Raw genomic sequence first — 25,025 nt, forward strand, 5'->3', positions numbered from 1 at the left:
GCATGATTATATGGTGGGGAAACGAGTTCCCTCAATGCGCTTTCCGCCGGCCTTCCTCGACGAGATCCGCGACCGCGTGCCGATTTCATCGGTTATCGGCCAGCGCGTGGCGTGGGATCGCAAGAAGACCAACGCGTCGCGCGGCGACTATTGGGCTTGTTGCCCCTTCCATGGCGAGAAGAGCCCGTCTTTCCACTGCGAGGATAAGAAGGGCCGCTACCACTGTTTCGGCTGCTCGGTTTCTGGCGACCATTTCAAGTTCCTGACTGAGCTCGAAGGATTGAGTTTTCCCGAAGCGGTCGAGAAGATCGCCGACATGGCCGGCGTGCCGATGCCGGTCCGCGACGAACGCGAGGAACAGCGCGAGAAGGAGCGCGCCAGCCTGACCGATGTTATGGAGATGGCGACTGCTTTCTTCCAGGAACGGCTGCAGGGACCGGAAGGGGCGAAAGCCCGCGCGTATCTCAGGGATCGCGGGCTAACACCGGCGACGCAGCAGTCGTTCCGGCTTGGCTTCGCGCCCGACAGCCGCAATGCGCTGAAGGAGCATCTGGCGGCAAAGGGCGTGCCGAAAGCCGATATCGAGGCGTGCGGGCTTGTGCGCCATGGCGACGACATTCCGGTCTCCTATGACTGGTTTCGCGACCGCATCATGTTCCCGATCCCGGATTCGCGCGGCAGGATCATTGCCTTCGGTGGCCGTGCGCTGGCGCCTGATGCGCTGGCCAAATACATGAACTCGCCCGACACCGAGCTCTTCCACAAGGGCAATGTGCTCTACAATTTCGCCCGTGCCCGCAAGGCCCTGGCCAAGGGCGGCACGGTGATTGCCGTCGAAGGCTATATGGACGTCATCGCGTTGGCGCAGGCCGGCTTCGAGAATGCCGTGGCGCCGCTCGGCACGGCACTCACCGAAAACCAGCTCGAATTGCTGTGGCGCATGGCGCCTGAGCCGATGCTGTGCTTCGACGGCGACAAGGCCGGGCTGAAGGCGGCATGGCGCGCCGCCGATCTGGCGCTGCCTTCGGTCCAGGCCGGCCGTTCGGTGCGCTTCGCGCTGCTGCCGGAAGGCAAGGATCCCGACGACCTGGTCAAGGCCGAAGGGCCGGATGCGTTCCGGGCAGTGCTTGCCGATGCGCGGCCGCTGGTCGACCTCTTGTGGATGCGCGAGACAGCGGGCGGTGTCTTCGACACGCCGGAGCGGCGGGCGGAACTTGGAAAGACGCTGCGGGAGTTGACCAGTCGCATCCGCGACGAAAGCACGCGCTATCACTACCAGCAGGAAATGCGTGAGCGCGAAAAGAGCTTCTTCGGCTCGCAGCGTGATACACGGCAAGGGCGCCCGGACTGGAAACCGGGGCAGCAGGGCAAGCCAGCCGCACCCGGCGGGCAATTCGCCAAGCCTGGCGGCGGCCGCATGGCGATCACCGAAAGCCTCGGCCAATCCGCGCTGGTCAAGCGCGGCAGCGAAGGCATGTCGGTGCGCGAGGCGACGATCATCGTGGCGCTGGTCAACCATCCGGCGCTGATCGACGAGAATTTCGCCCATGTCGAGTTTCTCGATCTCGTCAATTCCGACCTGCAGCGGCTGCATGCCGCCATCCTCGACGCGATGGCGCACGACATGGCCAATGACCGCCACGCCGTGGTGACGACGATCGAGCGCGCCGGCTGCGCCGAGATCTGGGAGCGCGCCGTCGGCCTGATCCGGCGGGCGCGGCAGTGGCCGGCGCTGGAGGCAGCCGCGCTCGACGATGCCCGCGACGCTCTGAACCAGGCGCTGCACTTGCAGCGCAGCGCACGCACCTTACATAAGGAGTTGAAACAGGCGGAAGCGGCGCTCGAAGCAGATCCATCGGACGAAAACTTCCGCCATCTGATCGAAATTCAGGCGCAATTTCAGGATGTACAGGCGACGGAAGCGCTGATCGAAGGATTCGGCGTTTCGTCGGGCAGGGCTGGGCGAGCCTAAGTGCAGCTGAGTGCAGGAATGAGAGCGTGGCCAAGCTTCCCCAGGGGGCGGGGCGCGCTAAGTCGGGTAATTGATTCGCTTTTTTCATGCGAATCATGCGAGAGGCGCTTGACCTTCCGACAGAATGGCGGAATCAGGACGATTCGAAACGTTAACCCGCACCCGCGCCGACGGGAAATGAGCGATGTGAGGTACTGGTCACTGGACAGGCAGGCAGCCTGCCACAGTTATCAGGGTTAATCTGGACTTAACGGTAGATACGGTTACTGGCCCGGTGAAGCGCGTTTCATAAGCGAGCACATTCGGTTTTGACTGGTCCGACAGTTTACGCGGCTTCGATGGCAGCCGCTTGGAGAAGATAAAAATTATGGCGACTAAGGAAAAGGAAGAGGTCGAGACCGAACGCGAAGGCGCCACCGATGGCCCTCTGCTCGACCTTTCCGATGATGCTGTCAAGAAGATGATCAAGGCCGCCAAGAAGCGCGGCTATGTGACCATGGACGAGCTGAATTCGGTGCTGCCTTCCGAGGAAGTGACCTCCGAGCAGATCGAGGACACGATGGCGATGCTGTCCGACATGGGCATCAACGTCGTCGAGGATGACGAGCAGGGCGAAGAGGCCGAGGCCAGCGACACCGCGGCGGACGCCGAGGAAGACGCCAACGAGCTGGCCGAACAGACCGGCACGGCGGTAGCCGCCACCACCACCAAGAAAGAGCCGACCGACCGCACCGACGATCCGGTGCGTATGTATCTGCGCGAGATGGGCTCGGTGGAGCTTCTGTCGCGCGAAGGCGAAATCGCCATTGCCAAGCGCATCGAGGCCGGCCGCGAGACGATGATCGCGGGCCTCTGCGAAAGCCCGCTGACCTTCCAGGCCATCATCATCTGGCGCGACGAGCTCAACGAATCGAAGATCCTGCTGCGCGAGATCATCGATCTCGAAGCAACCTATGCAGGCCCCGAGGCCAAGCAGGCACCGGTGGTGGAGCGCGTCGAGGAAGCGCCCAAGGTCGAGGAAAAGTCACGCCGCGGGCGCGACGACGAAGAAGACATCACCAATGTCGGCGCCGACACGCGCGGCATCGGGGATGACGACGAGGAAGACGAGGACGAGGCGAGCCTGTCGCTGGCGGCGATGGAAGCCGAACTGCGTCCGCAGGTGATGGAGACGCTCGACGTCATCGCCGACACCTACAAGAAGCTGCGCAAGCTGCAGGACCAGCAGGTCGAGAACCGTCTGGCCGCCGCCGGCACGCTGTCGCCCAGCCAGGACCGCCGGCTGAAGGAGCTGAAGGACCAGCTGATCAAGGCGGTGAAGTCGCTGTCGCTCAACACGGCGCGCATCGAGGCGCTGGTCGAGCAGCTCTACGACATCAACAAGCGCCTGGTGCAGAACGAAGGCAAGCTGTTGCGTCTGGCAGAAAGCTATGGCGTGCGCCGCGAGGAGTTCCTGAAGGAGTATCAAGGCTCCGAGCTTGACCCCAACTGGACGCGCGCGATCGGCAATCTGACGTCGCGTGGCTGGAAGGAATTCACCAAGAACGAGAAGGAAGCGATCAAGGAGCTGCGCGCCGAGATCCAGCACCTGGCCACCGAAACGGCGATCTCGATCCTGGAATTCCGCAAGATCGTCAACCAGGTGCAGAAGGGCGAGCGCGAAGCCGCTATCGCCAAGAAGGAAATGGTCGAGGCCAATCTGCGTCTCGTCATCTCCATCGCCAAGAAATACACCAATCGCGGCCTGCAGTTCCTCGACCTGATCCAGGAAGGCAATATCGGCCTGATGAAGGCGGTCGACAAATTCGAATACCGCCGCGGCTACAAGTTCTCGACCTACGCGACATGGTGGATCCGGCAGGCGATCACGCGTTCGATCGCCGACCAGGCCCGCACCATCCGCATTCCGGTGCACATGATCGAGACGATCAACAAGATCGTGCGCACGTCCCGCCAGATGCTGCACGAGATCGGCCGCGAGCCGACGCCGGAAGAACTGGCCGAAAAGCTCGCAATGCCGCTCGAAAAAGTGCGCAAGGTCTTGAAGATCGCCAAGGAGCCGATCTCGCTCGAAACGCCTGTGGGCGACGAGGAGGATTCGCATCTGGGCGATTTCATCGAGGACAAGATGGCGATCCTGCCGATCGACGCGGCGATCCAGGCCAATCTGCGCGAGACCACCACGCGCGTGCTGGCCTCGCTGACGCCGCGCGAGGAGCGTGTTCTGCGCATGCGCTTCGGCATCGGCATGAACACCGACCACACGCTGGAAGAAGTCGGCCAGCAGTTCTCGGTCACGCGCGAGCGTATCCGCCAGATCGAAGCCAAGGCGCTGCGCAAGCTCAAGCACCCGAGCCGGTCGCGCAAGCTGCGCAGCTTCCTCGACAGCTGACACTTACTTACCGATTGCAAAGAGGGCGCCCATCGAGGCGCCCTTTTCGTTTCAGGTGGTTCATCGAATTGCTCTACAGCGGCACGTTCAGCCGCGTGCCCTTGACGATGATGCCGCCCCGGTTACCGATCTCGATCGAGCCATAGCGCTGCCTGAAACACAGGGGCAGCGGCCGGTCGCCGGGAACCGACAGCCACAGGCGCAGCATATGGCGCCGCTTGTCCGGGTCCGGCCAATCGCGAAAGCCCATGCGGTCGTGCAGCAGCGAATGATTGTAGACGAACTGCAGGTCGCCGGGCCGCAGCCGCATCGACAGGTTCAGCCTGACATCATTGGCGAGGCTGTCGAAGAGATCCAGCGCTTCGACATGGGCTGCGCTCAGCCGCATGGCGTCGGGAAAACGCTGGGCGCTGTCGATGTACTGGCGCTGATAGATGCCGGTCAGCAATCCCGCATGCCAGTTGAGGACCGGGACTTCGAAATAGGGTTTTTCGCCCTCCGGTATCTCGCCGCGCCGGTCGGTGGCGATCGGATCAAACAGCAGGCGGGCGAGATCCGGCCGGCTTTTGCGCATCTCATTGTAGATCGTCACCGTGCTGACCAGCAGGGACTCGCCGCCTTGCATGGCATTCTTCAGGCAGAGCAAGCCGACGACATCGGCGGAATCGGTGTGAAACGTCTGGCGCTCCGCCGTCTGGTAGATGCGCGTCGTGGCGGCCTTCGCGTCGGCGCCGATGTCGCGGACATGGCCGAGTATATGGCCCTGGGCATTCTGGGAGCGAGCGCTTCCCAGGTGCGCGCCAATCCCGCAGAAGATCGTTGCCGTCATTTCAGCGGAATACCTTTCGACCGGGAGACCGCGCAGCACCTCGAAGCCAATGCCTGCGATCAGTTTTTCGCGAAGCGCGGCAAGATGGCCGGCGAGCCGGGGCAAGGGGAAGTCGGCCCCGGTCAGGCTGCCGATATCGTGCGAACCGGCGAGAAAGCGGGTAGCCGCTAATTCCAGCTCCGCGACATCCTGTGGGCCGAGTTCGACCAGCCATGTGTCCGGATGCTTTGCCATGTCCTCGCCGATCCACGCGGCGGGACTATCGATCTGTGCCGGCGGCAGGTCTGTTGTCTCGCGCATGAAATTCTCCTGCGGCTGGCTGGCCCGCGACGTCGGCCGGGATTTCCCCGATCGATGACCATGGCGGAGATTGCCGCAATCAGGCGGGTTTTTAAACCGGCTTTCCCTGGTTGGCGGTGACCGTCGCCTCAAGCTCCCACATGAGGGCGTGGATGAATCCTTGCGGGACGTTCGCCGCGGGAGGATAATTTCTTATCGGATGCATTTTCTGGGCGACAACCCGGATGCCCGCCCTGGCGAAGCCGCCGTGCTCCGTGGCCCCGGAAGGAGGCGTACCATGACGACCTACATCATGCTGATGAACTGGACCGAGCAGGGCGCGAAGAACGTGCGCGATTCGCCCAAGCGCCTCGACGCTGCCAGGAAGCAGCTGGGCGAGATGGGCGGATCGTTCAAATTGTTCTTCCTGACCATGGGCGAATACGACATGGTCGCGGTGGTCGAAGCACCCGACGATGCGGTGCTGGCGCGTTTTGCGCTGATGCTGGCCGCGAGCGGAAACCTCAAGTCCCGGACGCTGAAGGCCTTCCCGGAATTCGCTTACCGCGAGATCATCTCGTCGCTTGGGTGAAAGCGGCCGGTTTCTCGATGGCGATGACCAGATGCCGGCCTGACGGCGCTTTGCCGCAGGACGGGACGCTTCGCCGTGATAGGATGCGCCAGGGGAGATCGCGATGAAGAAAGTCTCGATACTGGTTGTTTGCCTTGCCTTGATATCGTCGACGCCGATCGATGCCTACGCCGTCGCGCAAAAACCGGTCGGCATGGCCAATCCGGCATCCTTGCATTGCGGCGAGATCGGCGGCCGCCTGGTGACCAGGAAGGACAAGGCCGGCAACGAATATGGTTTCTGCCGTCTGCCTAACAGGCGCCTGTGCGAGGAGTGGGCGTTGTTTCGCGACAACAAATGCGTCGGGCCAAAGGCGGCCATGCGCGGCAAGTGACGCGCACGCCATCATAAGGTGAGAGACCATGTCCGAGCCGCATTCCCATTCGCATCTCTGGCCCGGCGTGCCGCTGGCTCTTGGCTCGGCCGCCCTGTTCGGGGCGACGCCGCCACTGTCCAAGCTGCTGCTCGATGCCGTGAACCCCTTCATGCTGGCCGGCCTGCTCTATCTCGGCGCCGGCGTCGGGCTGGCTATCTATCGCCTGCTTCGCGGCAAACAAGCCGCCGCCGGCGAGGCGCAACTGGCTGCAAGGGATATTCCATGGCTGGCGGTGGCAATTGGCATGGGCGGCATCGTCGCGCCGGTGCTGTTGATGTTCGGCCTTACTTTCAACACCGCGTCCAGTTCGGCGCTGCTGCTCAATCTCGAAGGGCTGGCGACAATGGCGATCGCCTGGCTCGTCTACCGCGAAAATGTCGACCGGCGTCTGCTTGTGGGCGCTTTCGCCATCCTTGCTGGCGCCGTTCTGCTGTCATGGCAAGGCGACGGCGTCGCCTTCAACCCGGGTGCCATGCTGGTCGCCGGGGCATGCCTGGCGTGGGGGCTGGACAACAATTTCACCCGCAAGATCTCGGCCACCGATCCGGTGGTGATCGCCATGCTCAAAGGGTTGGTGGCGGGTGTCGTCAATGTCGGGCTGGCGCTTGCCGCCGGGGCTTCGTTTCCGCCAGCGTCAATCGTGGCGGCAACGGCCGCCGTCGGCTTCTTCGGCATCGGTGTCAGCCTGGTGATGTTCATCGTGGCGCTGCGCCATCTCGGCACCGCGCGGACCGGCGCCTATTACTCGCTGGCTCCGTTCATCGGTGCGCTGCTGGCCATAGCCATGCTGGGCGATGCCGTCACGCTCAAGCTGGCGATCGCGGGGCTGTTGATGGCCATCGGCCTGTGGCTGCATTTGTCGGAGCGCCATGAACATGAGCACGACCACGAGGAACTGGAACACGAGCACAGCCATGTGCATGACGAACACCACCAGCACCATCATGACGGGCCGGTGAGCGAGCCGCATTCGCACTGGCACCGGCATGCGCCGATGCGCCACCGGCATCCGCATTATCCGGACCTGCATCATCGGCACGGCCACGGGTAAATGCTGACCGTCTGGTACAATACACGCTGTCCGGTCTGCGATGCGGGCATTGCCAGGCAGAAGCGGCGGCTGATCGAAGCGATCAAGGCCGGGCGGATCGCGTTTCGCGACATCAATCTGGAGCCGGCGGCACTTGCCCGGTTTGGCGCCACGCTGGAAGACATACGCCGCCGGCTGCACGCCACCGATGCGGAGGGCCGGCTTCTGGTTGGCGCCGATGTCGCGATTGCGGTGTGGAAGGCCACGCCAGGCGAGGGCTGGCTGGCCACGCTTTTCGGCAATCCGGTTGCCTTGCCGCTGACCCGCTTTGGCTACGACCGCTTCGCCGACCTGCTCTATGCCTGGAACCGGCGCAAGGGCCGCTGGTAGGCAATTCATCTCCATCGAACGGAACGGGCTCCGATCAGAGATTGATCCGGCTGGCGCAACATTCTGATACATCGTAAGATATATCTTGACTCCACAAGAGGGCGCGCCTAATTAAGATATATCGTAAGATAGAACTCAAGGAGCAATCAATGCACAGACACAATCATTTCGGCGAACGCATCTTCATGCACATGGCCGGCAAATTTGGTGGCAGAGGGGGCGGCGGCTTTGGACCTTTCGGACATGGCGGTCGCGGTGGCGGGCGTGGTGGCCCGGGCGACATGTTCCGCGCCGGTCGCATGCTGGCCGATGGCGATCTCAAGCTGATCACGCTGTCGCTGCTGGCCGAGGCGCCGCGCCACGGCTATGACATCATCAAGGCCCTGGAAGAGCGCACCAGCGGCATCTACAGCCCGAGCCCGGGCGTGGTCTACCCGACGCTGACTTTCCTGGAAGAAGCTGGCTATGCCGCTTCCGCCGCGGATGGCAACAAGAAGGTGTTTTCGATCAGCGAGGCGGGTCAGGCGCATCTTGCCGACAATCGCGAGATGATCGACGGCGTGCTCGAACATCTCGAACGTTTCGGCCGCAAGATGGCCAAGGCGCGCGACTGGTTCGGCTGGAACGACGATGGCGAGGAGCGCCGGGGTGGCCGTGGCGGCCGTGGCGAGCGCTCGGAAACGCGTGACGAATTCCGCGCTGTGCGCCACCGGTTGCGTGCGGCTCTGGGCGACATTGTCGATGCCCCGGCTGAAAAGCAGGCCGAGGCGATCGCCATCCTCGAAGCCGCGGCCGAAGCGCTGGAAGCGCTGTCGCACGGCTGAGGCATACGCGATGCGTCGTCACGACAAAAAAGCCCGGGAGACCGGGCTTTTTTCGTTAGCTGCGATGCGGATCATTCCTTGCCGACATATTCGCTGATCAGCTTTTCGTTGCGGGCCTTTTCGATCTTGGCGGTCATCTCGGACGACAGGCGCTCGTCGGTGCGGTACTTGACCAGGTTCACAAGGCTGCCGGTCAAGAGCAGGATGCCCATCGCCCAATAGCCCTTGGTCGCCAGGTCGACCGGTGCCAGCCACAGCGAGAGGCCGAGCATGAAATAGGCGGCACCGACCGAGGCGGTGTTGAACATGATGTAGGTCTGGTTGGCGTTCATTGGAGTTCTCCGTTGATTTGATGATGGTTGGGTTGATGGAAATCAGGTTTGGAAAGTCTGGTTTTCAGTTGATGGTCTTCAGGCGTTCGAGTACGTCCCTGGCGCGGACCTTCACGGCCGGACCGTGCCCGGCTTCGGCGAGGCGGTCGCGGATCGCTTCGTGACGCAGCTCGCCGTCGATCTCGTCGAGAATGCCGGCCTCCTCGAACGGGTCGCTGGCGCCCTTGATGCGGGCGAGCAATTCCTCGGCATCGTTGAGGCTTCCCGCATTGCCGATCGATCTGACCAGCCGCGACTGCGCTTTGCGCTCGGCATCGATGGCGCGGGCCGAGATCATGCCCTGGTTGAGGTCGATGATGCGGCGATGTGCCCGCTCTACCGAAACGCGCATGCGCAACGTCTTCTCGCCGAGGCTCTGCACGGTGGCGCGGCGGACTTCGCGTTCATTCTCCAGTTCGGCTATTGCCGCCGCACCGCTTTCGGCAAGGCCGTTGTTACCGGCGGCAAGCGCGCTGACGGTGCGGCTTTCCAGATCGGCATGACGGCGGTCGAGCTGGTCGAGGCTTGCCTGCTCGGCACGCTGGCGAACGATCAATGAGGCAAGCGTCTGCTTGGCGGCGGCAAGGCCCGTCTCGGCGTCGCGGATGCGCTGCGCCAGAAGGTCGATGGCGAAGCGATCCTTGAGACCGTCCTCGGCCCGTGCGCTGGCGCCGTCGAGCAATGTTCTGATCAGGCTAAGCATGGTTCTTCTCCCTTCGAATGTTGCGGTGAACAATGTTCACGAGGCCAACATAACAGGAAATGAACATTGTTCAAGAGACTTTTGAACGCTGTTCACGAATTCCCTTCTATGGTAAACGAAGGGACGATCATGGTTCGAAACACTTGCAGCTCGGGCCGAGGCACGGCCATCCACAAGGACAAGCATGGCACTGGACAGGGAAGAAACAAGCGAGCGGGTGCTGGCCATTGCCGAGGTGCTGCTCAACGAGGGCGGCATGGACAATCTGAAGGCGAGGACCATCGCCGAGCAGGCGGGCATCTCGGTCGGCTCGGTCTACAATCTGTTTGCCGATCTCGACGGGGTGCACCGTGCCGTTAACATGCGGCTGCTCGACCGGTTGGGGGCGGCAGGCGCGGCGGCGATGGCGGATCTCGGCAAACGCGGCGTCACGGATGTGCGCCAGCGCCTGCTGGCGCTGGCCGGCGCCTATGTGCGCTTTGTCGAGGCGCATCCCGGCAGCTGGCCGGCGCTGCTTGCCTTCAACAGGCGGCGCCCCACGCTCTCCGAGCCGGACGCCTATGAAGCGCGGCTCGACCAGTTGTTCGAGATCATCGCCCGGGTGCTCGCCAGCGGCGATTTCGACCTCGACGACGATACGCGCCGGATCGCCGCGCGCACGCTCTGGTCCAGCGTGCACGGCATCGTCACCAGCGGCTATGCGGCCAGATCCGTGCGCCGGCAGGCCGACGAGATCGACCAGCAGATCGAGCTCCTTGTCGCAGTCTTCATCAAGGGGCTGGAACGCGGCGGCACATTCGCGCATTCTGGGACGAAAACGTCGTGAATCGCGAATGGACCGCGGTGTGCAGGACGAACAAGGAGATTTGAGCGATGTCTTTTCTGAAACGTCTTTTCGGCGGTGGCGGTGAAGCGGCGGCCGAGCCCAAAAGTGCCGCGCCCGCCAAGCAGGTCGAGCACAAGGGCTTCCTGATCAGCGCTACGCCCTACAAGGCCGAGGGCCAGTACCAGACCTGCGGCACCGTCTCCAAGGAGGTCGACGGTGTGATGAAGGAACACAAATTCATCCGCGCCGACCGCTTCGCCGGCCTCGACGACGCCGTCGACATCTCGATCAAGAAGGGCATGCAATTGATCGACGAGCAGGGCGAGCGGATTTTCGGGTAGGGTAGGGCGGGATTGGCGGCTTCGCGGTTGTGGCGTACCAAAACTAGGCCGCTGTGCACTAACGGTCCCACCGGTATCGGCGGAGCCGCGAATCTGTGCTAAGCCGCCGCCCGAACAACCAGAGGACGACACCCGTGAGCGAACTGACCGTGGCCGAGGCGACCGACAATATCTATGCCTCGCTCCGAGCGGATAATGCCGAGCTCGACGCCCACATCGCGGCGCTCAAGGCAGCGCTGGCACGCGAGGGGATAAAACAGGCGGTGTTCGATCCGACCAAGCTGGCGCAGAGCAACCGCTCGGGCCGCAAGCTGATGCAGGCATATTTTCGGCAGCGCGGCGTGAGCGTGACGTTTTCGGAGGAGTAGGATCGCGCGGGCGAGCCCACGAGCGCCTACCTGATCTCAGCGATAACCAGCTCGCTCAACCATTTCTTGCCCCTCAGGCAGCCAACGAATAGCCCAGGTTGCGCAAGGGTAGCCGGCGCACACGCTGGCGCGAACCCGCAAGAGGCCAAGCATGCGACGCCTCAAGGTCGGAGGATTTTACGGGGGCCATTGTCAAAACTCCTGCGGCCGCGTTTCCAGCCCGTAATTACTGGCGCGGCTTCGCGCACGGCCGCTGACGGTCCGTCACATTCGAGCAGAACGATATCGGCCTGCGCCCCGACCGCCAGCCCATAGGGCGCTGACATCAGCCGGGCAGCGCCTGATGTCACCATGGCAAAGACCGCGGCGATATCCGCGGCCAGCGTCAGTTGCGCGACGTTGGCGTAGAGATTGGCCATGCGGACCAGCGAGGCATCCCCGAATGGCGTGAAAGGGTTCAGCACATTGTTGGTGGCTATCGCCACGGCGACGCCCGCCCTGGCAAGTCGATCGGCGGGCGCGATCCCACGCGGCACCAATCTGTCGTGGCCTCGCCCATTGAGGAAGAGATCCGTCGCCGGAAGCACCGCGAGCCCTATCCCTGCGGACGCCAGTCGCGCGCCGATTTCAGAGACCTGATCGGGCGCCATGGCCGAAAGATTGGTGACATGGCCGAGCGCGACGCGGCCTTGCCAGCCTCTTTCCAGCGTTTGCGTGATGACGGAGGGCAAATCCGTCCTGTCCGGATCGAGGCTGAAATCCAGGTGAAAATCAGCAGCCACGTCGTGTTTTTCGGCCAGGTCGAAGATGCGTTCGATATGACGCCGCGGATCGGTGTCCGTGTACGGGCATCCGCCAACCAGGTCGGCCCCATTGGCAAGCGCCTCGTCCAACATGGCGAACGTTTCGGCTTCATTGGTCAGCCCGTCCTGGGCGAAGGCGCAAATCTCGATGTCGATGGCGAAAGAATAGTCTGTGCGGATGCGTTTGATCGCCTCGAAGGACCGGAAGCCCGCACGCGGATCGATTTCCACGAAGCTGCGCATCCGCGTGGTGCCGTGACCGATGGCCTTTTCAACCACGCACGACGCGCGCTCGTAGACGTCCGCTTCCGTGAAGCCGACCTTGGCTTTAGAGGTCTCGCGGACCGCCTCGGCCAGCGTGCCTTCGCAGATGGAGCAGCGATCGAGAATGCAGGCCTTGTCGAGATGGATATGGGCATCGACAAAGCCCGCGCAGGCAAAACTATTGCCAGCATCGACCTCTTCATCCGCTTTGCCGGGAACAAGCGGACCGATCGCAACGATCCTGCCATCGGTGACGGCGATGTCGACGATCGGGCCGGCTTCTGCAAGCCGGACATTGCGGATAATCAGATCGAAGATCATTGGCGCGTTACAAGCCGTTGGCGCAGCGTCGGTGAGGAGGCGTGCGGCATATCCGAGTTTGAAACTCCTTCCGTTTCAATCCCAAAGGAGCCCCGCTGTAAAGTCCAGCAGAGCGGGGTAGCTTCGACTGGAATTGCTCTAAAGTCTGAGCAGCGGCTGTATGATGCGGCCAAGCCGGCTTTGAAGGACGATATTGCCCTGGAGTGCTACGATACAGATGCAGGGGTCGCCCTCACATACGGTCGGCTTGTGTTCCATTGTCTCGTCGGCCTCGTCGAAGTCACCAGGGCCGTAGCGGCCGAACTGGTGTTCGAATGCCCCTTCGAGGACGCATGTCCATTCGTAGCCGGTATGCTTATGGTGCGGCAGCCTGGTTCCTGGCGCGGCCTTCAGCATGAACACCTTGATGTCCGAGACTTCAGGCACCGATACCGAACGCTGGCGCACACCCGGCCCGACCCAACGCCATGGCCCAAGCCGATAGCGGTCAAGCGGTTTTTCCGGCCCCTTCTCGGTAGCCGCGGAGTTCTTTTCGATCAGGCGCAAAACATTGCGCAGCGCACCTGGCTCCATTGACACCGGCGTTGCCTGTTCAAGAAGCTCGCCACCTATCGCCTCGTACCTTTCCACCTTGCGGCTGCAGGCAGTGCACAAGGACAGATGCATCGAAACGACGAGCCCGCGCGCTTCATCAAGCGTGCCCGAAGCAAAGGCCGCGAGGGTCTCGTCGGTCGGATGATGGGCAATGGCCTCAGTCATTTCAACTCACCAACTCTGTCTCTCAACCTTTGCAAGGCAAGCCTGATCCGCGACTTGACGGTGCCCAGCGGGATGCCGAGGAGATTTGCGATCTCGGCATGTGCAAGGCCATCGAAGAATGAGAGGCGAATGACGCGCAACTGTTCATCCGGCAGCGCTACAATCGACGACCTGACGTAGGCCTCACGCTCGGCGACGAGCAGTTGACTTTCAGGCTCGTCATTGTCTTGCTCTTCCAGCATGCCATCGTCCTCGATCCATGCGGTGGCACGGCCTTCGCGGCGACTCTCATCGACGCTGATATTGCGGGCGATCGCATAAACCCAGGCCGCCGCAGTCGCTCGCTCGGGATCATATTGTGCAGCCTTGCGCCAAAGTTTGATCAATGTTTCCTGCGCCAGATCCTCTGCACGGTCACGACTTGCGCCTCGACGGATCATCATCGCCTTGATGCGCGGCGCATAATGTTCGAACAGTTCCGCGAACGCGTCGCGATCCTGACTTGCCGCGACACGCCTGATCAGCCGGGCTGGATCGAATTCCACCATCGTTCTGCTATACGCTCTATCCTGCTCCGGCTGGCAAGGCAGCGTTACTGGCTTTCTCGAGTCCTTTACGCATCAGTCGGTCTTTTGGATCACTGATTTGACCCACTTTTGACTTTCCAATCACTTTTTTCCGGCCAGCCCATCCGTTTTTCAGCGAGCTGTGATCCATTTCGGCCCGGCAACCGTATTGCGACTGAAATGATCAGAACCCTGTGCTCCGAAGGCAGTTCCTCAGGAGGCAGGCATGCGTGATCTTTGACGCAGGGTGTGCGTCCACGCTCAGCAGGCGCGCACGGATCCAAGACGCAAACAGGAAGGGGGCCTGACATGCCAAATGTTGTCTTGATCGTCGGCAGCGCGCCAGATGCCGTTCGATGCGGAGATTGGTCCAGAGGGGCGTTCTCCTCCATTGTCGTCATAAACAATGCCTGGCGCGTGCGGCCTGACTGGGACTATTTGATCCACCCCGACGATTTTCCCGATGACCGCCTGCCGAGCGACCAACGTCCGCGAATGGCGTCGATCATCAAGTCGAATGCCTTCGTCCCTGCCCAGAATGCATTCGGTGGGTTTGTCTATGCGGGCGGCACAATGGCCTTCACCGCTGCCTATTGGGCTCTGAAGGCCCTCAAGCCCGATGTGATGGCGTTCCTGGGTTGCGATATGATTTATCCCAACAATGCGCCGACACATTTCTATGGCGTTGGAACAGCTGACCCGCTGCGCGACGACGTGACATTGAGAGACCTGGAAGCCAAGTCTGCAAGGCTGTTCGCTAAAGCCCTCCGTTACGGAACAGTCTGCCTCAATCTTTCAAATCTTCCTGAAAGTCGTCTTGCCATCCCGCGGGCAACCCTGCGGTTTATCGAGCGACTTACCTCGGTCCGGATCAAGGCGCTCAAGGCGATGCTTGAAGGCGCCGTCGATCCGATTTCCATCGAAACCGCCGACACACTCGAGGATGAACTCGGCTATTTTGTCGAACATGGCAGGTACTGGGAACACGCGTCGGATTTCGATGAAGCCGCGCTGGAGAAAATCGATCAGCGCTGGCGTTCGTCGGTAGGCCTGCTGCCAGCGTCGGTTGCTCCGAGTGATGGCTGCTGGGGACGCGGTCGAGCGCGCAAGGGCAATATTGTTCAACCGGAGCGTCTGGTTGGTCGCGACGCCCCCTCCCATCCTGTCGAAGGCGCGTAGGTCCAAGTGGCTGGAGGCGGACAGGGGTCGCTTGGGGCGAGGGCTGTGTCGTGCTGACTCGAGACGACATAACCAAGCTCATCTTGCGAACGAGCATGCGTGATCGAGACGCGTTCGATCTGCTCTACAAGCATACGTGCGCGAAATTGTTCTGTACATGCCTGCGTATTTTGGGTGACAAAGGGGAAGCTGAGGAGGCGCTGCAGGACGTCTATGTAAAGATATGGACCAAGGCTGATCGATATGCGGCCTCGGAACTCAGCCCGATCTCCTGGCTTGTCGCGGTTGCTCGCAATCATTCGATCGATCTTATCAGATCACGCCGCCCTCCAGCTTTCGACCTGGCGGCCGCGGGCGATATTGCCGACATGAGGCCGTGGGCCGAGGAACTTCTGATTCAAAGCGACCAGATCGCTCGTCTCGACCGATGCATCGACGCTCTGAGCACAGAAAAGGCGGCGGCCATCAGGGGCGCATATCAGCAGGGCATGTCCTACGCTGAGCTTGCACAGCGTCATAACGTGCCGCTCAACACAATGCGAACCTGGCTTCGGCGCAGCCTGATCAAACTTCGAGAGAGCTTGGAGGAATGACTTTCAGAACCCCGCTCTTGATAGATTTCGCCAGTTCCAGTTCCATCAGTTCCTTGCCACCCGCATCAGAGGTGGCTTCGTCGTGACATGTGGTTTCTGCTGGCTGCCTTCGCAACCGGCGCGCTGATCACCAGCGTCATCGCAAATCAGATTTCACGCGGCAGCTCGCACGACCGGATATGCGCCGAGCACTACAGGTCGTACAGATCTTCCGACAACAGCTGGCAGCAGAACAGCGGCCCTCGCCAGCAGTGCAACTACTAACGATCTTCTCGCAACGACCAGGAATCCGCGCTGGCGACAGCGCGGATTTTTTGTCGTTCTCCATGAACCTCAATCAGCGTTGGGCGCAGCCCGTGCGTGCGAATGGCTAGCGCATCAAGCCGGCTGCGCGAAGAGCGTCTTCAATCACCTTGCCTATGCCTGTCGCGGATTCGTGTGCCTCCGCCTGGCGCGGCGGTTCGGCACGTTCGACACGGGCCGGCCTTGGCTTGTCCGGCGCAGCATATGTGCGCAAAGCAGTATCTGAAGCGGGATGGGCAAAGGCAGGCTCAGCCTTCGCCCGATCATCAGCATCCCGATCTGTGAGATTCCAAAAGGCTGCAATGCGGCGTGTCGACGATATTCCGACGTCCAGCATGAATGGCGCCGCATGGCCGAGCGCATCGTCACCGACCGTCTTCAAAGGCGTGCCATGGCCCATGCCGGCAATGGTGTATTTCTCGATTACCACATTGCCATCGGCGTCGCGCCAGACGTGGTGCGTCTGTCCATGGTTCTCTTTTCGAGCCGGGCTTGCCCCGACGCGATGAACGCCCTGCCATTGGGCAACAAGGGCGTCCGCATTTTCAGGCGCCACCGTGTGATCGGCGGTGCCCTGCCAGATCGAAATCTTCGGCCAAGGCCCCTTGTGCGGCGACGCCTGCGCCAGGCGTCGCTGGAGTTCCGGCTCGGAGGGGCCGCCATGGCCACGCATGCGGTCGAAAGCTTCCGGGATCGTCGATGCGCTGCCATAGGCAAGGCCGGCAATCACCGCGCCGCCGGCGAACACCTCCGGATATGTTGCCAACATTGCTGCTGCCATGGCGCCGCCGGCGGAAAGGCCGGTGATGAAAACGCGCTGTCGGTCCAGGCCATGTTTTGTCACCATGGCTTCGATCATCTGGCGAATGGAGAGCACTTCACCGCGATCGCGGGTGATATCTTCGGGCACGAACCAGTTGAAGCAGAGATTGGCATTGTTGGCGCGCTGCTGTTCCGGCAGCAATACCGCAAATCCTTCCTCTTCTGCCAGACGCGACCAGCCAGACCCGTGATCATAGCCGGCCGCCGTCTGCGTGCAGCCGTGCAGGACGACCACCAACGCTGCTCCGCGCGGCAAGTTTTCAGGAACAAAGAAGCGTGCCCGCAAGGCGCCTGGATTGGACCCGAATGCGGCCAGGTCGGACAGGCTGTCGGACTGGCCCGGTTGGGAAAATGCCGGTCGGCTCCGCATGGCCGAAAGACGGGCGATCGTATCTGAGATGTTGCGCAAATCGAGATCCTAGACCGCCGGAATGGCGGAAGCCTGAGCACAATGCACTTGAAGCAAAATCGTTGCTGCACTGCACAATAACAAGCTTACGCAGGGTCAGACAGAGGCGTGCTCCGCCCGCGACCGACGTCGTACCTCAGGCTGGCCCCGTCCTGGCCGACTTCGCCAGTTCCTGTTCCAGATCCACCAGTTCCTTGCCGCCGGCCATCAGGTTGAGCAACTGGTCGCGGTTGATTTCGCCCTTGGCGTAAGTGCCGGTGCTTCTGCCGCGCTTCAACAGGGTGAAGCGGTCGCCGACGACATAGGCGTGGTGAACGTTGTGGGAGATGAAGATGACGCCGATGCCGCGCGCCTTGGACTGGACGATGAGCTTCAGCACCACGGATGCCTGATGGACGCCCAGCGCCGATGTCGGCTCGTCCAGGATCAGCACCTTGGCGCCGAAATAGACGGCGCGCGCAATGGCCAGACACTGCCGTTCGCCACCCGACAGTGTGCCGACCGGCTGTTCGGGATCGCGCAGCTGGATCCCCATCGCCGACAGTTCGTCATACGCGGTGCGGTTGGCGAAGTCGGCGTCGAACTGGCTGATCGGCCCGAACTTGCGCATCGGCTCGCGCCCGAGGAAGAAGTTGCGCGCCACGCTCATCAACGGCACCAGCGCCAGGTCCTGGTAGACGGTGGCAATGCCGCTGTTGCGCGTATCGGCGGGCGAGGCGAACCTTGTCGGCTTGCCCTGGACGCGGATTTCGCCTTCGTCGGGCGAGTAGACGCCCGACAGCGTCTTGATCAGCGTCGACTTGCCGGCGCCATTGTCGCCGAGCAGGCAATGCACCTCACCGGGACAGACATCGAAGGACACGTCCTTCAGCGCCACGACCGAACCGAAATACTTGCTGACCGACTTCAGTTCGACATAGGGCTCGGCCATCACCGGCTCCTCATGGCACGGTTGCGCACATAGCTGTTGAACAGCACCGCGATGACCATCATGGCGCCCATGAACAGCTTGAACCAGTCGGTGTCGATGCCGGTGTAGAAGATGCCCATCTGCACGACGCCGAAGATCAGGGCGCCGAACATGGCGCCGATGGCCGATCCGTAACCGCCGGTCAGCAGCGTGCCGCCGATGACGACGGCGATGATGGCCTCGAACTCCTTCTGCGTGCCGCGCAGCGTGTCGGCCGAGCCGGTGACCAGCACCTGGATCGCGGCAAACAGGGCTGCCGCGAGTGCCGTCATGACGAACAGCGTGATCTTGGTGCGCGCCACCGGCACGCCCAGATTGCGCGCGGCATTGGCCTCGCCGCCGGCAGCGAAAATCCAGTTGCCGAAGCGGCTGCGGGTCAGGAGCCAGGTGCAGGCCAGGGTCAGCACGATCCACCACACGATCGATACCGGAATGCCTGATATCGACGGCAGGCCGTCCGCCCGCTTGCCGATCAGGCCGATGTCGGCGAGCCAGGCGATCAGGCCGGAAAACACCTGTCCCGAAAACAGGCTGTTGAGCGGATCGTGCAACGCCAGTTCATGAACGCCCGAGACCTGGGTCCGCCCTGAAATACCGCGCGTGAGTCCGAGGGTGAGGCCACGCAGCATGAACAGGCTGCCGAGCGTCACGATGAAGGAGGGCAGGCCGGTCCTGACGACGGCAAGACCGTTCAGCGCGCCGATGCCGCCGCAGACGGCGAAGGTGAACAGCAGCGAAAGCCAGATCGGCCAGCCCCAGAACACCGAAGGGATGGCGATGAGGATGCCGGCAAAGCCGATCATCGAGCCAACCGACAGGTCGAACTCGCCGGCGATCATTAGCAGGGCCACGGGTGCGGCGAGAATGCCAAGCTGAGCCGAGACTTCGAGGAAGTTGATGATGCCCTTGGCACTGAACAGTCCCGAGCTGCCCGCCGTAATGGCGAAGAACACGAAGACCAGAACGGTGCCGGCGGCCGCGCCAAGCTCCGGCCGGCTCAACAGGCGGCTGAGGCGTGAGACGGACCGTACCCGCTCGTCGCTCGTCTCTGAAACCATGGCTGCTTGCCCCTATGATGGAGCGGCCGGGGCGAGGCCCCGGCCGCCAGTGTCAGCGCTTGCCGAGTTTCGACAGTTCGATGACCGAGGCGGCAGTGTCCTTGGTGACGAAACCGGGACCCGTCGGATAGTCGGCGATCGGCATGATCTTGTACTTCTTCCAGAGGTCGAACATCGCGATCGGGATATAGCCCATCGCATATTGCTGGGCGTCGATGCCCCATTCCATCTTGCCGGCGACGACGGCCTGCAGGATCGTCGGGGAAAGATCGAACGTGCCGGTCTTCACCTTGCCGGAGAGGCCCAGTTCATCAAGTGCGGTCAGCGTCGGTTCGGCACCGCTGGCGCCGACGGCGAGAATGAACTGTGTGTCGGCATGAGCGGTCATGTAGGCGATCACGCGGTTCTTCATTTCGGTCGGGTCGATGACGCCGTTCATCACCGGCACGTCGACGCCGAGACCCTTGGCAAAGCCGGCGCAGCGGTCGTCGAGGCTCGAATTGCCGACCTCATGGTTGGCGCAGACCGCCTTGGTGAGGCCAAGCGCCTTGATGCGCTCGCCGGCCATGACGCCCGCCTGGAATTCATCCTGCCCCATGAACAGCAGGCCGCCAAGATCATGGGTGAGCTTCGAGCCGCCGGAATCGATGACGATCACCGGGATACCGGCGGCGACGGCGTTCTTGACCGGCGTTGAAAGGGCGGCCGCGTCGGGGATCGAAACAACCATGCCGTCGGGCTTCGAGGCCGCGATGGCGTCGATCATCTGCGCCATCTTGGCCATGTCGAAGGTCTCGGGTGCCAGATATTCAGCCTTGACGCCGAGCGTCTTGGCCGCATCGTCCATGCCGTTCTTGACGACCGACCAGTAGGGGTCGCCGCTCTGGCCGTGGGTGACGAACACCACGCGCGTTTCGTCGGCGGCCGCAAGGGTCGTGGCCGCCGCCATCATCGTGAAGCCGGCCAGCAGGCCGAGCGCAGGCTTTACTAATTTCGCAAGCGAAAACATAGAACCTCCTGTTTGTTTTCCGCCGCCGCAATTACGGTCGGCGGTCCAGTTGCCCCTTCATTCCAGTTTCATTCATCAGCACTGGTTCCTTGATGGCCGCGTGCGGCCCCGATCATTTCGTTACGGTAAATCCGGCTTCCCTCGCCATGCGCGACAGATTTTGAAATCCCATCGTCGCATAGATCTGCGGGATGGCCCTGCTGGGATCCTGCTCGGCCTCGACGACCAGCCAGCCGCTGTAACCATTGTCGGCCAGCACGCGCAAAATGGTGGCATAGTCGATGGAGCCGTCGCCGGGAACGGTGAAGATCCCTTCCATGACCGCGCCCATGAAACTCATGTCCCTGGCGCGGGCGCGCTCGAGCACGGCCCTGCGGGTGTCCTTGCAATGCACATGCACGACGCGTTTGACCTGCGCCTTGATCAGGGCCAGCGGGTCGCCGCCCGAGAATATCGAATGGCCGGTGTCGTAGAGCAGGCCGACGGCTTCGCCGGTGTGGCGCATCAACAGGCCCACCTCGGCATCGGTTTCGACGATGGTCCCCATATGATGGTGAAAGGCCATGCGGACGCCGAAATCCGCCATCCTTTCGGCCAGCGCCGTCAGCTTGCGGCCATAGGCCGGCCACTCTTCCTCACTCAGCGTTGGGCGCTGCGAGATCGGCCCCCAGATGGCATTGTGGCGCCCGCGCGAGGTGTCGGCATAGACGACATGGGTCGAGCCCATATCCTTCAAAAGCTGGAGATGCGGCGTGATCGCATCCATCTCCGCATCGACATCCTTTTCGTCGCAGCGGCCGTCATACCAGCCTGAAATCACGTCCAGGCCATAGCGCTGCATGATCGGCTTCAGCTCGGACGATTGACGCGGGAACTTGCCGCCAAGTTCAGTGCCGGCATAGCCGGCCTGCCTGGTTTCGGCGAGGCAGACTTCAAGCGGCGTGTCGCCGCCGAGTTCCGGCACGTCATCATTGGACCAGGTGATCGGATTGATGCCGATGCGAACCTTCACGGGCGAACTCCTGATTGCTTCAACCGGGCAAGATGATGGCGGGCAAGGCCGGCCAGCAGCGTCATGTCGCGACGGGCATGCTCGGCGGTGTTGCGTGCTGGCGTGCCTTCGACGATCGCCGACCAGAAGCCCTTCAACTCCTCGACGAACGCCTCTTCATAGCCGCTGCGGATGTCGTCGCTGGAAAGCGTGTGGCCGTCGCCGGTGCGCACGGTCAGCCGTGTCGGCTGGTGGTTGAGATAGGGCGAGGGGAATTCCAGCTCGAGCGAGGCGTCGTCGAAAAAGAGCGTGATGCGCTCGCGATAATCGGGCAGCCCGGGAGTGGCGATATGGGTCATGTTCCACAGCGCCTGGCCGCCGAGCAGCCGGACAGTGCCCTGGCCGCCCTCGCCCTTGGCGAACAGCGAGGCGCCGACAATTTCACCATCGGCCACACCGAGCGCATCGAGCAAGCCATGGACTGCGTTGACGTCATGCACGATCGACGAAGAATAGGCACCGACGAAGCCGCGGAAGGCGTCAGGATCGTCCAGCCCCGGCACGGCGCGCGCCACCTGCTCGTGCTGCTTGGCTTCGGTCGAGGCCACGAGGTCCGCCGTGACGTCGTCACCCCGGCACGTGGAGGCGTGCCTAACGAAAGGCCAGGCGTCGGGATCGTTGACCTCGACCGAAATGTAGCGAAGCGTGCGCGCCGTTCCGGGCAGCATTTTCAGTGCCGCCTCGTAGCTCGGGTCGAAACGCTTCATGTAGCCGACCTGGAGCACCTTTCCGGCGCGATCCCTGGCGGCAATCAAGTCATCGATGTCGCCGGCGCTGTAGCAAAGCGGCTTTTCGCAAAAGACATGCAGCCCCCTGGCGAGGGCGGCGAGGCTTTGTTCCCGGTGCAGCGCATCCGGCGAGGCGATGACCACGGCGTCAAGCGGCAGGGCGAGCAATGCGTCGAGATCGGAGAATGTCTCGAGGCTGAATTCCTCGCCGACAAAGGCGCGGACCTTTCGCGATGGATCGTAGACGCCAACGATCTTGAACTGCCGGTGCAGCTTGAGCAGGTTTGGAATGTGCTCGACCTGGGCGACGCCGCCCGCACCGATCACGCCCACCCTTACGCACTGCATCGGCCAGCCCCATCCGAACCCAGATTTTTCTTGAGCCTAAGGCTGCTTTGGTTCCATTGTTAGAACCAGATCTGATTGATTTTTGGGAACCAGATGAAGACCAGCTTTCCCGTAGACGGCATCGCTCTGGATCGCGACAGTCCCGCCAATTTGCACCGGCAGCTCTATGTCCAGTTGCGCGGCCTGATCGAACGGCGCGTACTGCCGAGCGGCCACGCACTGCCCTCGACACGGGTGATGGCGCGGGATCTGAATGTCGGACGCAACACGGTGATTGCTGCTTGCGACCAGCTGGCGCTGGAGGGCTATCTGGCGATACGGCCACGCAGGCCCTCAGTGGTGATGGACCTGCCGACCCGCTCGGTGGCGGCGGACCATGTATCGGTCGAGGACGCCAATTTGATATCGCGGCGCGGACAGACAATGCTTGCCCAACCCTATCATCATGGCCGGCCGGGCATGCTTGCCTTTCATCCCGGCATGCCGGATCCGGACAATTTTCCGTTCAACACCTGGTCGAAACTGCTCAGCCGCCGCGCCAAATTCGCGCATATCGATCTTTTCGGGACCTATCACGTCAAAGGCTATCCGCCGCTTTGCGAGGCGATAGCGCGCTACCTCACCGCCTCGCGGGGCGTGAAGTGCACGCCCGAGCAGATCGTCGTCACCAATGGCGCCCAGTCGGCGTTCGATCTGCTGGCCCGGCTGCTGATCGATGACGGCGACACGGTGTGGATGGAGGAGCCGGGCTATTACGGCGCGGGGTCGGCCTTTGTCTCGGCCGGGGCGAAACTGGCACCGCTGCGTGTCAGCAACGCCGGCTGGGATCTCGATCCGCCGCCTGTCATTCCGCGCATGATTTTCTTGACGCCGTCCTGCCATCACCCGCTCGGCATAACCATGCCGATGGAACAGCGGCTCAACCTGCTGCACATGGCCGAGACCTGGCGCTCCTGGATCATTGAGGACGACTATGATGGCGAATACCGTTTTCAGGGCCAGCCCATTCCGGCACTGCAAGGCATCGGCGCGTCTAACCGTGTGGTCTATGTCGGGACCTTCGCCAAGATCCTTTTCCCGGCCATGCGCCTCGGCTTCATGGTGGCGCCCAAGGCGATCGACCATACGATCGTCTCGGCGCTGAGCGTGAGCGGCCAGTTCGCCCCTTTGCTGACCCAGGCAGCACTCGCGGATTTCATGAATGAGGGGCATTTCACCCGCCATCTCAGGCGCATGCGGCGTCTTTATGCGGAGCGACGCCAGTTCTTCCTCGAAAGCGCGCAAAGGCATCTGGGCGAATGGCTGGATTTCCATGCCACCGAATCCGGCATCCAGGTTGTCGGTATTTTTCGGGAGCGATGCAGCGACAGGGCGGTTGCCGAGGCGGCGCTCCAGCAAGGCATCAATGTCTCGGCGCTGTCGATGCAGTACCGCCATGGCACGGAGCAGAACGGTCTTGTCATGGGCTTTGCGGCGGCCGATGCGCAGACAACCGAGAAGACGATGCACAAGTTTCGCGCTGTTTTGAAAGCGCATTTTTCCGCGAATGGATAAGCAGAGGTTAAACCCAGGATTGGGCGACGTTTACTAGAGATGCTGGCGGAGGAAGGCTCCCACCATGTCGACGGCTTGGCGCGCGGCCTGCAACTGGGCAAGGTTGGAGGGGAAGACATGCGTCATGCCATCCCAGATATGCAGGGAAGCCTCGCCGCCGGCGCTCGACGCCGCCTCGACCACGCGGCGTGAATCGTCGAGCAGGATCTCGTCATCGCCGACATGGACCAGCAGCGGCGGCAGGCCGCCCAGGGGCTGGTAGAGCGGCGAGGCGCGCGGGTCGGTGGGATCGGCGCCTTTCAGATAGAGGTCGGCTGCCTTTTTCAGCTCGTCGCGTTTCACCAGCGGATCGGCTTGGGCTCTCGTCCGCATCGAGTCGCCTGCCAGCGCAAGATCGGCCCATGGCGACATCAGCACCGCGCAACGCGGCATGACGCCGGCGCCGTTGCTGGCCCTGGCCGCCACCAGCGCCAGCAATGACAGCGCAAGACCGCCGCCGGCCGAGTCGCCGGCAATCGCGATCGCCTCGTAGCCAAGGTCGCAAAGGCCGGTGAATACACTGAGCGCGTCGTCTATGGCGGCCGGAAAGGCATGCTCGGGCGCCAGCCGGTAGTCGGGAATGAAGGCCGGTGCGCTGGCGCGCTGCACAATCTGGCTGACAAAGTTGCGATGACCGATGGCGGAACCCAGAACATAGGCCCCGCCATGAAGATAGAGGATAACCGCTTGTGTGGCACTGGCCTTTGGCCGGCACCAGACGCCCGACACCGCTCCGACCTTGCCTGTCTCGAAGCTGATACCGTCGGCGGCAGGCGTGTGTTGCATGAGCTCTTCGAAAGCCGGCCGCGACGCGAGCGCAAACTCCAGCGCCGGCAACGTCGCCAGCATGTCGCGCATCGCTTGCATGACGGCGCGGTCACTCTCGTCCTCGGGGTGAATTTCGACGCTCATGAGTT

General features: G+C 62.4%; 27 protein-coding genes. 14 read left to right on the forward strand and 13 right to left on the reverse strand.

Annotation, left to right across the window (positions count from 1 at the left end; genetic code table 11):
* Positions 1–34: 34 nt before the first annotated feature.
* Both dnaG and rpoD read left to right on the forward strand, forming a co-directional pair.
* On the forward strand, positions 35–1,972 hold the full coding sequence (gene dnaG / locus ACZYHG_RS14880) for a DNA primase (protein ID WP_464614429.1): 1,938 nt from the start codon (positions 35–37) through the stop codon (positions 1,970–1,972).
* Between the two features lie 367 nt (positions 1,973–2,339).
* Positions 2,340–4,364: an RNA polymerase sigma factor RpoD gene (gene rpoD, locus ACZYHG_RS14885; RefSeq protein ID WP_464614430.1), complete on the forward strand. Its 2,025-nt coding sequence runs from the start codon at positions 2,340–2,342 to the stop codon at positions 4,362–4,364.
* A 73-nt stretch (positions 4,365–4,437) separates the two neighbouring features.
* On the opposite strand, the gene ACZYHG_RS14890 is transcribed toward rpoD, so the two are convergent.
* Positions 4,438–5,493: a TauD/TfdA family dioxygenase gene (locus tag ACZYHG_RS14890; RefSeq protein ID WP_464614431.1), complete on the reverse strand. Its 1,056-nt coding sequence runs from the start codon at positions 5,491–5,493 to the stop codon at positions 4,438–4,440.
* Positions 5,494–5,770: 277 nt separating this feature from the next.
* On the opposite strand from ACZYHG_RS14890, the gene ACZYHG_RS14895 reads away from it, so the two are divergent.
* The 5 genes from ACZYHG_RS14895 to ACZYHG_RS14915 all read left to right on the forward strand — a co-directional run bounded on the left by ACZYHG_RS14895 (position 5,771) and on the right by ACZYHG_RS14915 (position 8,723).
* Positions 5,771–6,064, forward strand: coding sequence for a GYD domain-containing protein (locus ACZYHG_RS14895; protein WP_464614432.1), 294 nt, complete (start codon positions 5,771–5,773; stop codon positions 6,062–6,064).
* Positions 6,065–6,167: 103 nt separating this feature from the next.
* Complete coding sequence (locus ACZYHG_RS14900) at positions 6,168–6,437, forward strand: putative hemolysin (protein WP_464614433.1); 270 nt, start codon at positions 6,168–6,170, stop codon at positions 6,435–6,437.
* Between the two features lie 28 nt (positions 6,438–6,465).
* Positions 6,466–7,530 (forward strand): DMT family transporter, encoded by a 1,065-nt coding sequence (locus tag ACZYHG_RS14905; RefSeq protein ID WP_464614434.1) that lies wholly within the window; start codon positions 6,466–6,468, stop codon positions 7,528–7,530.
* Positions 7,531–7,899 (forward strand): thiol-disulfide oxidoreductase DCC family protein, encoded by a 369-nt coding sequence (locus ACZYHG_RS14910; protein ID WP_464614435.1) that lies wholly within the window; start codon positions 7,531–7,533, stop codon positions 7,897–7,899.
* 149 nt (positions 7,900–8,048) lie between these two features.
* Positions 8,049–8,723, forward strand: coding sequence for a PadR family transcriptional regulator (locus ACZYHG_RS14915; RefSeq protein WP_464614436.1), 675 nt, complete (start codon positions 8,049–8,051; stop codon positions 8,721–8,723).
* 71 nt (positions 8,724–8,794) lie between these two features.
* Here ACZYHG_RS14915 and ACZYHG_RS14920 read toward each other — a convergent pair whose 3' ends face one another.
* Both ACZYHG_RS14920 and ACZYHG_RS14925 read right to left on the reverse strand, forming a co-directional pair.
* Complete coding sequence (locus tag ACZYHG_RS14920; RefSeq protein WP_027030482.1) at positions 8,795–9,055, reverse strand: YiaA/YiaB family inner membrane protein; 261 nt, start codon at positions 9,053–9,055, stop codon at positions 8,795–8,797.
* A gap of 64 nt (positions 9,056–9,119) precedes the next feature.
* On the reverse strand, positions 9,120–9,797 hold the full coding sequence (locus ACZYHG_RS14925; RefSeq protein WP_464614437.1) for a PspA/IM30 family protein: 678 nt from the start codon (positions 9,795–9,797) through the stop codon (positions 9,120–9,122).
* A gap of 184 nt (positions 9,798–9,981) precedes the next feature.
* Between ACZYHG_RS14925 and ACZYHG_RS14930 the strand changes: the two genes are divergently transcribed.
* The 3 genes from ACZYHG_RS14930 (at position 9,982) to ACZYHG_RS14940 (ending at position 11,332) form a co-directional block, all read left to right on the forward strand.
* Positions 9,982–10,623 (forward strand): TetR/AcrR family transcriptional regulator, encoded by a 642-nt coding sequence (locus ACZYHG_RS14930; protein WP_464614438.1) that lies wholly within the window; start codon positions 9,982–9,984, stop codon positions 10,621–10,623.
* 47 nt (positions 10,624–10,670) lie between these two features.
* Complete coding sequence (locus tag ACZYHG_RS14935) at positions 10,671–10,964, forward strand: HlyU family transcriptional regulator (RefSeq protein ID WP_027058682.1); 294 nt, start codon at positions 10,671–10,673, stop codon at positions 10,962–10,964.
* Positions 10,965–11,098: 134 nt separating this feature from the next.
* Positions 11,099–11,332 (forward strand): hypothetical protein, encoded by a 234-nt coding sequence (locus tag ACZYHG_RS14940; protein ID WP_464614439.1) that lies wholly within the window; start codon positions 11,099–11,101, stop codon positions 11,330–11,332.
* A 161-nt stretch (positions 11,333–11,493) separates the two neighbouring features.
* On the opposite strand, the gene ACZYHG_RS14945 is transcribed toward ACZYHG_RS14940, so the two are convergent.
* From ACZYHG_RS14945 to ACZYHG_RS14955, 3 genes are all read right to left on the reverse strand, one after another.
* A complete protein-coding gene (locus ACZYHG_RS14945) occupies positions 11,494–12,720 on the reverse strand; it encodes an amidohydrolase family protein (RefSeq protein WP_464614440.1) in 1,227 nt (408 codons plus the stop codon).
* A gap of 138 nt (positions 12,721–12,858) precedes the next feature.
* Complete coding sequence (locus ACZYHG_RS14950) at positions 12,859–13,479, reverse strand: ChrR family anti-sigma-E factor (RefSeq protein WP_464614441.1); 621 nt, start codon at positions 13,477–13,479, stop codon at positions 12,859–12,861.
* A complete protein-coding gene (locus ACZYHG_RS14955; RefSeq protein ID WP_464614442.1) occupies positions 13,476–14,027 on the reverse strand; it encodes a sigma-70 family RNA polymerase sigma factor in 552 nt (183 codons plus the stop codon). The genes ACZYHG_RS14950 and ACZYHG_RS14955 overlap by 4 nt, the downstream gene beginning before the upstream one ends.
* Before the next feature lie 327 nt (positions 14,028–14,354).
* Between ACZYHG_RS14955 and ACZYHG_RS14960 the strand changes: the two genes are divergently transcribed.
* The 3 genes from ACZYHG_RS14960 to ACZYHG_RS14970 all read left to right on the forward strand — a co-directional run bounded on the left by ACZYHG_RS14960 (position 14,355) and on the right by ACZYHG_RS14970 (position 16,081).
* Positions 14,355–15,224, forward strand: a complete 870-nt coding sequence (locus ACZYHG_RS14960) for a hypothetical protein (RefSeq protein ID WP_464614443.1) — start codon at positions 14,355–14,357, stop codon at positions 15,222–15,224.
* A gap of 53 nt (positions 15,225–15,277) precedes the next feature.
* Entirely contained in the window at positions 15,278–15,817 is a 540-nt protein-coding gene (locus tag ACZYHG_RS14965; RefSeq protein ID WP_464614693.1) for a sigma-70 family RNA polymerase sigma factor, read from the forward strand.
* 87 nt (positions 15,818–15,904) lie between these two features.
* Positions 15,905–16,081, forward strand: a complete 177-nt coding sequence (locus ACZYHG_RS14970; RefSeq protein ID WP_464614444.1) for a BA14K family protein — start codon at positions 15,905–15,907, stop codon at positions 16,079–16,081.
* Positions 16,082–16,187: 106 nt separating this feature from the next.
* Here ACZYHG_RS14970 and ACZYHG_RS14975 read toward each other — a convergent pair whose 3' ends face one another.
* The 6 genes from ACZYHG_RS14975 to ACZYHG_RS15000 all read right to left on the reverse strand — a co-directional run bounded on the left by ACZYHG_RS14975 (position 16,188) and on the right by ACZYHG_RS15000 (position 22,515).
* On the reverse strand, positions 16,188–17,351 hold the full coding sequence (locus tag ACZYHG_RS14975; RefSeq protein WP_464614445.1) for an extracellular catalytic domain type 1 short-chain-length polyhydroxyalkanoate depolymerase: 1,164 nt from the start codon (positions 17,349–17,351) through the stop codon (positions 16,188–16,190).
* A 136-nt stretch (positions 17,352–17,487) separates the two neighbouring features.
* Positions 17,488–18,282 (reverse strand): ATP-binding cassette domain-containing protein, encoded by a 795-nt coding sequence (locus tag ACZYHG_RS14980; RefSeq protein ID WP_464614446.1) that lies wholly within the window; start codon positions 18,280–18,282, stop codon positions 17,488–17,490.
* On the reverse strand, positions 18,282–19,379 hold the full coding sequence (locus ACZYHG_RS14985) for an ABC transporter permease (RefSeq protein WP_464614447.1): 1,098 nt from the start codon (positions 19,377–19,379) through the stop codon (positions 18,282–18,284). The genes ACZYHG_RS14980 and ACZYHG_RS14985 overlap by 1 nt, the downstream gene beginning before the upstream one ends.
* A 52-nt stretch (positions 19,380–19,431) precedes the next feature.
* Entirely contained in the window at positions 19,432–20,388 is a 957-nt protein-coding gene (locus ACZYHG_RS14990; RefSeq protein ID WP_464614448.1) for a rhizopine catabolism ABC transporter substrate-binding protein, read from the reverse strand.
* A gap of 112 nt (positions 20,389–20,500) precedes the next feature.
* Positions 20,501–21,400, reverse strand: coding sequence for a myo-inosose-2 dehydratase (iolE, locus tag ACZYHG_RS14995; RefSeq protein WP_464614449.1), 900 nt, complete (start codon positions 21,398–21,400; stop codon positions 20,501–20,503).
* Complete coding sequence (locus ACZYHG_RS15000) at positions 21,397–22,515, reverse strand: Gfo/Idh/MocA family protein (protein WP_464614450.1); 1,119 nt, start codon at positions 22,513–22,515, stop codon at positions 21,397–21,399. The genes iolE and ACZYHG_RS15000 overlap by 4 nt, the downstream gene beginning before the upstream one ends.
* 93 nt (positions 22,516–22,608) lie before the next feature.
* Between ACZYHG_RS15000 and mocR the strand changes: the two genes are divergently transcribed.
* Complete coding sequence (gene mocR, locus ACZYHG_RS15005) at positions 22,609–24,069, forward strand: rhizopine catabolism transcriptional regulator MocR (RefSeq protein ID WP_464614451.1); 1,461 nt, start codon at positions 22,609–22,611, stop codon at positions 24,067–24,069.
* Positions 24,070–24,102: 33 nt separating this feature from the next.
* Here the strand turns inward: mocR and ACZYHG_RS15010 are convergent, their stop codons facing one another.
* Positions 24,103–25,020, reverse strand: coding sequence for an alpha/beta hydrolase (locus ACZYHG_RS15010; protein WP_464614452.1), 918 nt, complete (start codon positions 25,018–25,020; stop codon positions 24,103–24,105).
* Positions 25,021–25,025 lie beyond the last annotated feature (5 nt).

This window comes from Mesorhizobium subarcticum (genome assembly GCF_055456085.1).

What these genes read in the sequence shown, in the direction of transcription:
- dnaG (WP_464614429.1), top strand. Translation starts at nt 35, where the DNA reads ATGCGCTTTCCGCCGGCCTTCCTCGACGAGATCCGCGACCGCGTGCCG.
- rpoD (WP_464614430.1), top strand. Translation starts at nt 2,340, where the DNA reads ATGGCGACTAAGGAAAAGGAAGAGGTCGAGACCGAACGCGAAGGCGCC.
- ACZYHG_RS14890 (WP_464614431.1), bottom strand. Translation starts at nt 5,493, where the DNA reads ATGCGCGAGACAACAGACCTGCCGCCGGCACAGATCGATAGTCCCGCC.
- ACZYHG_RS14895 (WP_464614432.1), top strand. Translation starts at nt 5,771, where the DNA reads ATGACGACCTACATCATGCTGATGAACTGGACCGAGCAGGGCGCGAAG.
- ACZYHG_RS14900 (WP_464614433.1), top strand. Translation starts at nt 6,168, where the DNA reads ATGAAGAAAGTCTCGATACTGGTTGTTTGCCTTGCCTTGATATCGTCG.
- ACZYHG_RS14905 (WP_464614434.1), top strand. Translation starts at nt 6,466, where the DNA reads ATGTCCGAGCCGCATTCCCATTCGCATCTCTGGCCCGGCGTGCCGCTG.
- ACZYHG_RS14910 (WP_464614435.1), top strand. Translation starts at nt 7,531, where the DNA reads ATGCTGACCGTCTGGTACAATACACGCTGTCCGGTCTGCGATGCGGGC.
- ACZYHG_RS14915 (WP_464614436.1), top strand. Translation starts at nt 8,049, where the DNA reads ATGCACAGACACAATCATTTCGGCGAACGCATCTTCATGCACATGGCC.
- ACZYHG_RS14920 (WP_027030482.1), bottom strand. Translation starts at nt 9,055, where the DNA reads ATGAACGCCAACCAGACCTACATCATGTTCAACACCGCCTCGGTCGGT.
- ACZYHG_RS14925 (WP_464614437.1), bottom strand. Translation starts at nt 9,797, where the DNA reads ATGCTTAGCCTGATCAGAACATTGCTCGACGGCGCCAGCGCACGGGCC.
- ACZYHG_RS14930 (WP_464614438.1), top strand. Translation starts at nt 9,982, where the DNA reads ATGGCACTGGACAGGGAAGAAACAAGCGAGCGGGTGCTGGCCATTGCC.
- ACZYHG_RS14935 (WP_027058682.1), top strand. Translation starts at nt 10,671, where the DNA reads ATGTCTTTTCTGAAACGTCTTTTCGGCGGTGGCGGTGAAGCGGCGGCC.
- ACZYHG_RS14945 (WP_464614440.1), bottom strand. Translation starts at nt 12,720, where the DNA reads ATGATCTTCGATCTGATTATCCGCAATGTCCGGCTTGCAGAAGCCGGC.
- ACZYHG_RS14950 (WP_464614441.1), bottom strand. Translation starts at nt 13,479, where the DNA reads ATGACTGAGGCCATTGCCCATCATCCGACCGACGAGACCCTCGCGGCC.
- ACZYHG_RS14955 (WP_464614442.1), bottom strand. Translation starts at nt 14,027, where the DNA reads ATGGTGGAATTCGATCCAGCCCGGCTGATCAGGCGTGTCGCGGCAAGT.
- ACZYHG_RS14960 (WP_464614443.1), top strand. Translation starts at nt 14,355, where the DNA reads ATGCCAAATGTTGTCTTGATCGTCGGCAGCGCGCCAGATGCCGTTCGA.
- ACZYHG_RS14970 (WP_464614444.1), top strand. Translation starts at nt 15,905, where the DNA reads ATGTGGTTTCTGCTGGCTGCCTTCGCAACCGGCGCGCTGATCACCAGC.
- ACZYHG_RS14980 (WP_464614446.1), bottom strand. Translation starts at nt 18,282, where the DNA reads ATGGCCGAGCCCTATGTCGAACTGAAGTCGGTCAGCAAGTATTTCGGT.
- ACZYHG_RS14985 (WP_464614447.1), bottom strand. Translation starts at nt 19,379, where the DNA reads ATGGTTTCAGAGACGAGCGACGAGCGGGTACGGTCCGTCTCACGCCTC.
- ACZYHG_RS14990 (WP_464614448.1), bottom strand. Translation starts at nt 20,388, where the DNA reads ATGTTTTCGCTTGCGAAATTAGTAAAGCCTGCGCTCGGCCTGCTGGCC.
- ACZYHG_RS15000 (WP_464614450.1), bottom strand. Translation starts at nt 22,515, where the DNA reads ATGCAGTGCGTAAGGGTGGGCGTGATCGGTGCGGGCGGCGTCGCCCAG.
- mocR (WP_464614451.1), top strand. Translation starts at nt 22,609, where the DNA reads ATGAAGACCAGCTTTCCCGTAGACGGCATCGCTCTGGATCGCGACAGT.
- ACZYHG_RS15010 (WP_464614452.1), bottom strand. Translation starts at nt 25,020, where the DNA reads ATGAGCGTCGAAATTCACCCCGAGGACGAGAGTGACCGCGCCGTCATG.